The organism is Leptolyngbya cf. ectocarpi LEGE 11479, from assembly GCF_015207065.1.
In the GTDB taxonomy this organism is placed as follows: domain Bacteria; phylum Cyanobacteriota; class Cyanobacteriia; order Phormidesmidales; family Phormidesmidaceae; genus Leptothoe; species Leptothoe ectocarpi.
Genome location: NZ_JADEXP010000411.1, coordinates 1 through 5,570 on the forward strand (window position 1 = coordinate 1; position 5,570 = coordinate 5,570).

The 5,570-nt window shown below is 50.3% G+C and carries 5 protein-coding genes; 2 read left to right on the top strand and 3 right to left on the bottom strand.

Annotated features, from left to right (window positions below; all coding sequences use genetic code 11):
* On the top strand, positions 1-438 hold a 438-nt coding region (locus tag IQ260_RS27065; RefSeq protein ID WP_322745058.1), incomplete at its 5' end, for a DnaJ C-terminal domain-containing protein.
* Between the two features lie 14 nt (positions 439-452).
* On the opposite strand, the gene IQ260_RS27070 is transcribed toward IQ260_RS27065, so the two are convergent.
* Positions 453-1,037, bottom strand: a complete 585-nt coding sequence (locus IQ260_RS27070; protein WP_193996189.1) for a thioredoxin family protein — start codon at positions 1,035-1,037, stop codon at positions 453-455.
* A 335-nt stretch (positions 1,038-1,372) separates the two neighbouring features.
* On the opposite strand from IQ260_RS27070, the gene IQ260_RS27075 reads away from it, so the two are divergent.
* On the top strand, positions 1,373-2,437 hold the full coding sequence (locus tag IQ260_RS27075; RefSeq protein WP_193996190.1) for an AMIN domain-containing protein: 1,065 nt from the start codon (positions 1,373-1,375) through the stop codon (positions 2,435-2,437).
* A gap of 1 nt (position 2,438) precedes the next feature.
* Here IQ260_RS27075 and IQ260_RS27080 read toward each other — a convergent pair whose 3' ends face one another.
* Together IQ260_RS27080 and IQ260_RS27085 are read right to left on the bottom strand one after the other, a co-directional pair.
* Positions 2,439-4,457, bottom strand: a complete 2,019-nt coding sequence (locus IQ260_RS27080) for a DICT sensory domain-containing protein (protein WP_193996191.1) — start codon at positions 4,455-4,457, stop codon at positions 2,439-2,441.
* Positions 4,458-4,741: 284 nt separating this feature from the next.
* Positions 4,742-5,570 (bottom strand): ammonium transporter (locus IQ260_RS27085; RefSeq protein ID WP_407657761.1); only part of this gene is annotated, 829 nt, incomplete at its 5' end.

A 5,570-nucleotide genomic window follows, 5' to 3' on the forward strand; every position in this document is an offset into this window, starting at 1 on the left:
GAAGATGGGCGAGCTTTAGAAGTGGATATGCCGCCTCGAATGATGACGGGACAACGTATTCGCCTCAAAGGACAGGGGATCAATGGTGGCGATCTGTATCTCAATATAATGGTGGAGCCCCATCGCTTTTTGACCGTGCAAGGGCGAGATGTGGTGTGTCATTTACCAATTACACCTAGCGAAGCTGCTTTGGGTGGACAAGTCACGGTGCCCACCCTTGATGGACCTGTACAAATGACAATCCCAGCGGGGATTCAGCCTGGACGCAAGCTGCGTTTAGCCGGTAAAGGCTATGGCCGTATCGCTGAGGAGCGCGGTGACCAAGTTGTGGCCATAGCTGTGGTTATACCAACCGTCCTCAACGACCAGGAAGTTGAATTGTACGAAAAACTAAGCGCTATGGCATCTTTCCATCCTCGTTCCAATTGGATGTACTAAACCGGGCACCAACTCTAGGCCCCAAAATAAGCTGGAGCCTCACCTGGGGCCCATTTGATATTGCAGCCGATACTGGGGGTTTGTTCCTCAGGCAATGTTTCTCCTGCTAGAACCCGATCAATTGCCTGACGTAGATCCTTGCCAGTGACAGGTTTGTTATTGCCAGGGCGACTATCATCCAGCTGGCCTCGGTAGACTAGCTTGAGGGTGCCATCAAACAGGAAAAAATCGGGAGTGCAAGCGGCGGTATAGGTTTTCGCCACTGTTTGAGTGTCGTCAAAACAATAAGGGAATTTAAATCCCAGGGTTTTTGCCTGTGTTTTCATATGCTCAGGCGCATCCTGAGGGTGGGTTTCCAGACTGTTAGAGCTGATGGCTACGATACCTAAGCCCTGATTGGCGTAGGCTTGTCCGATTTTTGCGAGTTCTTGCTCGACGTGTTTGACAAAGGGGCAATGCACGCAGATAAACATCACCAACAGTGCCTTGCTGTCTGCAAATTTTTCTAGGGTAACGGTGCTACCAGAGGTAACGTCCGTTAATAAAAATGCTGGTGCTGCAGTGCCCAAGGCCAGCATGGTGGACTCAACCATCACCATGATAAATACCTCAATAATCTCAAAGTATGATGTACGCAGAAAGCTCTTCAGCCTCTTTAAGCTAACCGCCAAAAGCCATGGCAGACATCACCAGGGCAGATAGCAGTAAGCCAGGGCTGAGAAGCAAAATTAACGTGAATAGCTCGTGCATTTCCATAGAATATACGCTCCCTCCAGGTTGAGGTGCTGATAGTAATGTGGTGGGTACTTTACCTATGATGGACGACTCGGTCACACTACCTGGGAAATTTTTATCAAAATTACGGGTAAGACTTGACAAAGCGCTATATGGTTTTACCGTTAATCATATTCTTTTGCATTGAGTGGGTAAGCCCATGGGGTTCAAGCAACGTTTTTATCAGTTGGTGGGTGGTAGCTTTGTAGCCTTAACGATAGTTACCTCATCAGCGTTGGCAGAGGAGTTAGATAATTGGTCCTTTGATGCAACGACGAATGAGCTGACATTTTCGTTGTCAGATACTGTGCTGCCGGAGTTTTTTCTGCTGGCAGAGCCCCCGCGTTTGGTTCTAGACATCCCCGATACCCAAATAGGTGCGGTTGAGCCTGAGCAGTTTTATAGCGGTGCGGTGCAAAATATCCGGGTGGCTCAGCACGCTCCCGATCAGGTGAGAGTGGTGATCGAGCTAGCGCCAGATACTGTCCTGTCTCCTGATCAAGCCGATATTCAATTTGATGACAATAATGGTCAACGGCATTGGCGGTTTCGGCCATTACTAGCAGACAGCCCGGTAATAGCTGATGCGCCCACCCCTGTACAACCTCCTATATCAGCCGAGGCTGATGTGAGCCTGTCAGCGGCTAATCTAGAGCTGTCTAAGCCGTCCGCTGAGGCGGTATTGCCCATCGATCCCTATGCCAGTGCATCATCCGAGCAGCAGGTGAGCGTTCCCCCCTTAGAAGATATCCCGGCCAGTGCTGATGTGGCTACTGCGAACTCTGTTACCGAACCCGCAGCTGGTTTGGACCTGCCACCGATGACGGTTCCGGACTTGGAAGTGACTGAGGTGGATGGGGCAGCTGCCGATGAAACAGCTGATCTCACAGCCGCGCAGGAGTCCGTTTTGCCCGACTTAGCCGCGCGGGAGACAGGCGTGAAACCGACTGTGGAAGCGGCCTTGTCGGAAGTACCTCAAGAGGTGTTGCCCGCTGCTGCTGAAGTGGAGCCAGCCCAGGCAGTTGCGGACTCAGTTGATACCGTAACGACAGCGGTTGCTGCCGTGCCTGATGAGGTCGTTGCTGTGCCTGATGAGGCCGTTGCCGAAGAGACTACTCCCGCCTGGCAGACGATTCAACAACCTGCGGCTGACCGTACAATTATGCAGACAGATGCCCCTGCACCGTTAACGTTTGGTCAGCCCCTGCCCAGCCAGTCTCGTTAGCCTAAACTGAGATTTTTTTAGAGTGCGAAGATTTAGCACTTGACTGCTTTTTCGACCGTCGGGTTGATTTTTGAACTGCGATGGGAAGTGTGAAGTGGATCTGAGTTCCCTGGTCTTTGCCCTGGGATGTGGCCCAAATTTTTCCCCCTTGGGCTTCTACGATTTGACGGCAAATGGCTAGCCCCAAACCGGTGCCACCAACGGAGCGACGTAGAGCGCCTTCTTCTTGGTAAAAGCGCTCAAAAACAGTTTCTAGACGTTCTGGTTCAATACCTCGACCGGTATCATTTACGGAAACTTCTAGCAAGGTATTGTCCTTGACGTTCGCATGGATCGAGATCGTGTCTTCGGCTTCTGTAAATTTACAGGCGTTGTCTAGGAGCTTGGTCAAAACCTCAACAATCCATTCCCCATCACCACGGATCAAAGGTAAATTATCGGGGACATCGACTGTGAGCGAGCCATGGGTGTTGGAACGTTGGCTGCTAAGGGCTAGGGCTATACATTCACTCAGGGATAAGGATTCTAAATTCCATTCAATACGACCGCTTTCTAGACGCGATAGTGTGAGAAAGTCCTGGACTAGCCTTTGCATGCGTTCAGAGTCTTCCATGGCGGTTTGCAACATGACTTGTCGCATATCCATGGGCATGTCGGGCTCGGTGAAAATACTCTCCAGACACACTCGAATGGTAGATAGTGGTGTGCGTAATTCGTGACCTGTGATGGCAATTAGGTTGCTACGAGTCCGGTCTAAGGCGGCTAGTTGTTGATTTAAAGATTCTAGATTAGCGTAGGCTTCGGCTTGAATAACGGCGACACTGAGCTGAGCCGCGACAGCCTCGACTAGGCGAATATCATAGGTATTCCACGGGTGGGGAGACCGATCGCACTGGTGTAGTTCGATCATGCCCAGCAGCCGTTCTTGATAGATCAGCGGCACCAACAAACAGCCGCTGATATTCCATTGCTGAAGTAATTGTTGGATGGCTGGGATATCGTCGCTGCTCAGATGCGTTTGCCCTTCAATGGCTGTGTTACTCAGGTAGGTGAGGGATTCGCGCTGGCGGGTGACGGTTTGAAATAAGGGATTCTCTATGAGAGGCCAGGACTTTCCCTTTAAAGATGTGATGTTGGGTTGTCGAAACTCATGGTGAATTTCGACGTGGGCGTCGTGGCTGCTGCGATAAATAATGCAGCGACAGGTGGAGATTTCTTGACCGAGTTCGTGGGTTGCGATCGCAAACACCTCAGTCGGATTTAACGACTGCCGAATAGCCGCTGTAATTGAATTAATCAGACGCTCGCGATTTTCTTGAGCGGCCATCGTTTTGTAAGCTTTGAGCAGTTTGTACTGACTTGCCTGCACATAGGTCACCAGACGTTGGGCAAAGGGTGAAGAGGACGCACCTTCCTCGCTAGAGATAATCCCTTGCAGCAAATCATCTGACAAAAATTGTCTCTGGGCGTTGCTGATCTTCTCGGATAGATCGGGTCGATACTTAGCAATGCGCTGCATCAAAATATAAGCAGCCTGCTCACACACATGGCGATCTAACGTCCAAACACCTTCAAATCGACGACTTTGATCTAGCGTAGGGGCGCCAGCTAAGAATTTTGGCTCTTGAGAACTGTGGTGATGCTCTCGGCAAATTAAGCAGGAGGTATACTTTTTCCCGACAACGACTAGATGCCACTCATGGACTAACGCATCCTCTAGATCGAAGGCAATCGTTTCATGCCGGGCTACACCATCAGCATTGGCAAACTTAGTATCGGCTGCCGCTAATACATAAATTTGGGGTGTGATTTCAGCTAGACGCAAATAGCGATGTGCTTCTTGACGATAGAAACGCTCTTGCTGAAAGCTGGCGATCATTAACGGGCAATCGTCGCCTGCCAATACCTGATCTTCCATCGCATGGGAAAGGGCCGTCAGCGATGTTTTGAAATACATTTGTGGTCTTAGTGCTGGTAAGACCGCAAGCAACTCGTCTAGAACCGAAGCCGGATTGCCCATTCACCTATGATTTGATTAATGCTAGGACTATTTGCCTAACTGCCCCAACATTATCAGTGCCCATCCAGCCTGCGGGGGAATTGTAACTAAGCTTAGGGGAAGGGAACGCTAGGCGGTGGAGCATAGCCATTGGGAAAAAGACGGGTAGAGATAAGTCTTAATACCTACCTAAAAAATAAAGGAGGGCTATTTCCCCTAGGAAACGACCCTCCTTCGAAGCACATGTTCCTTTTAAGGCACTCAACTAGTCACTCAACTAGTTTGAAAGCACTCAGGCTAGTGGCCTAAGCAACACCGCCCATATCGCTAGTGTCCTTAAGAAATCCGCTATAAGCTTCCATCCCGTGCTCACCGATATCCAAGCCCTTGAGCTCTTCTTCTGCAGCAACACGTAGACCAAAAGCAGATTTCAGAATAGTCCAAACAACGGAACTGAACACAACGGTAAACAAACCAATGGCAACGATACCAATAATCTGAGAGATCAGCTGCTGAATACCGCCACCGTAGAAAAGACCAGCAGATTTATCAAACAGACCAACGGCTAGCGTGCCCCACATACCGCACACAAGGTGTACGGAAATTGCACCCACAGGGTCATCAATCTTGATGCTGTCAAAGAAGCCAACGGAGAAGACTACGATTACACCAGCAATCAAACCAATGATGACTGCGCCAAAGAAACCAACACCAGCACAGCCAGCGGTGATGCCCACCAGACCAGCCAAGATACCGTTGATAATCATCGACAAGTCAGGCTTGCCGCTCATGAGCCAGGCCGTTAGAGTCGCTGATATACCACCAGCGGCAGCTGCTAGGTTCGTGGTAACGGCAATGTAAGGTACGGCTGTAGAAGCTGCTAGCTCGGAACCGGGATTAAAGCCAAACCAGCCGATCCATAGAATCAGACAGCCCAGGGTGGCAATGCTCATATTGTGACCCGGAATGGCATTGACCTGACCATCTTGAAACTTACCAATCCGGGGGCCTAAAATAGCCGCTCCACAAAGGGCCGCCCAGCCACCAACGGAGTGAACAACCGTAGAACCAGCAAAGTCAGAAAAGCCACCTGTGGGTATAGCACCTAACCAGCCGCTGCCAGACCAGACCCAG

Coding starts and splice junctions, on each gene's coding strand:
- IQ260_RS27070 (WP_193996189.1), bottom strand. CDS start 1,037: ATGGTGATGGTTGAGTCCACCATGCTGGCCTTGGGCACTGCAGCACCA.
- IQ260_RS27075 (WP_193996190.1), top strand. CDS start 1,373: ATGGGGTTCAAGCAACGTTTTTATCAGTTGGTGGGTGGTAGCTTTGTA.
- IQ260_RS27080 (WP_193996191.1), bottom strand. CDS start 4,457: ATGGGCAATCCGGCTTCGGTTCTAGACGAGTTGCTTGCGGTCTTACCA.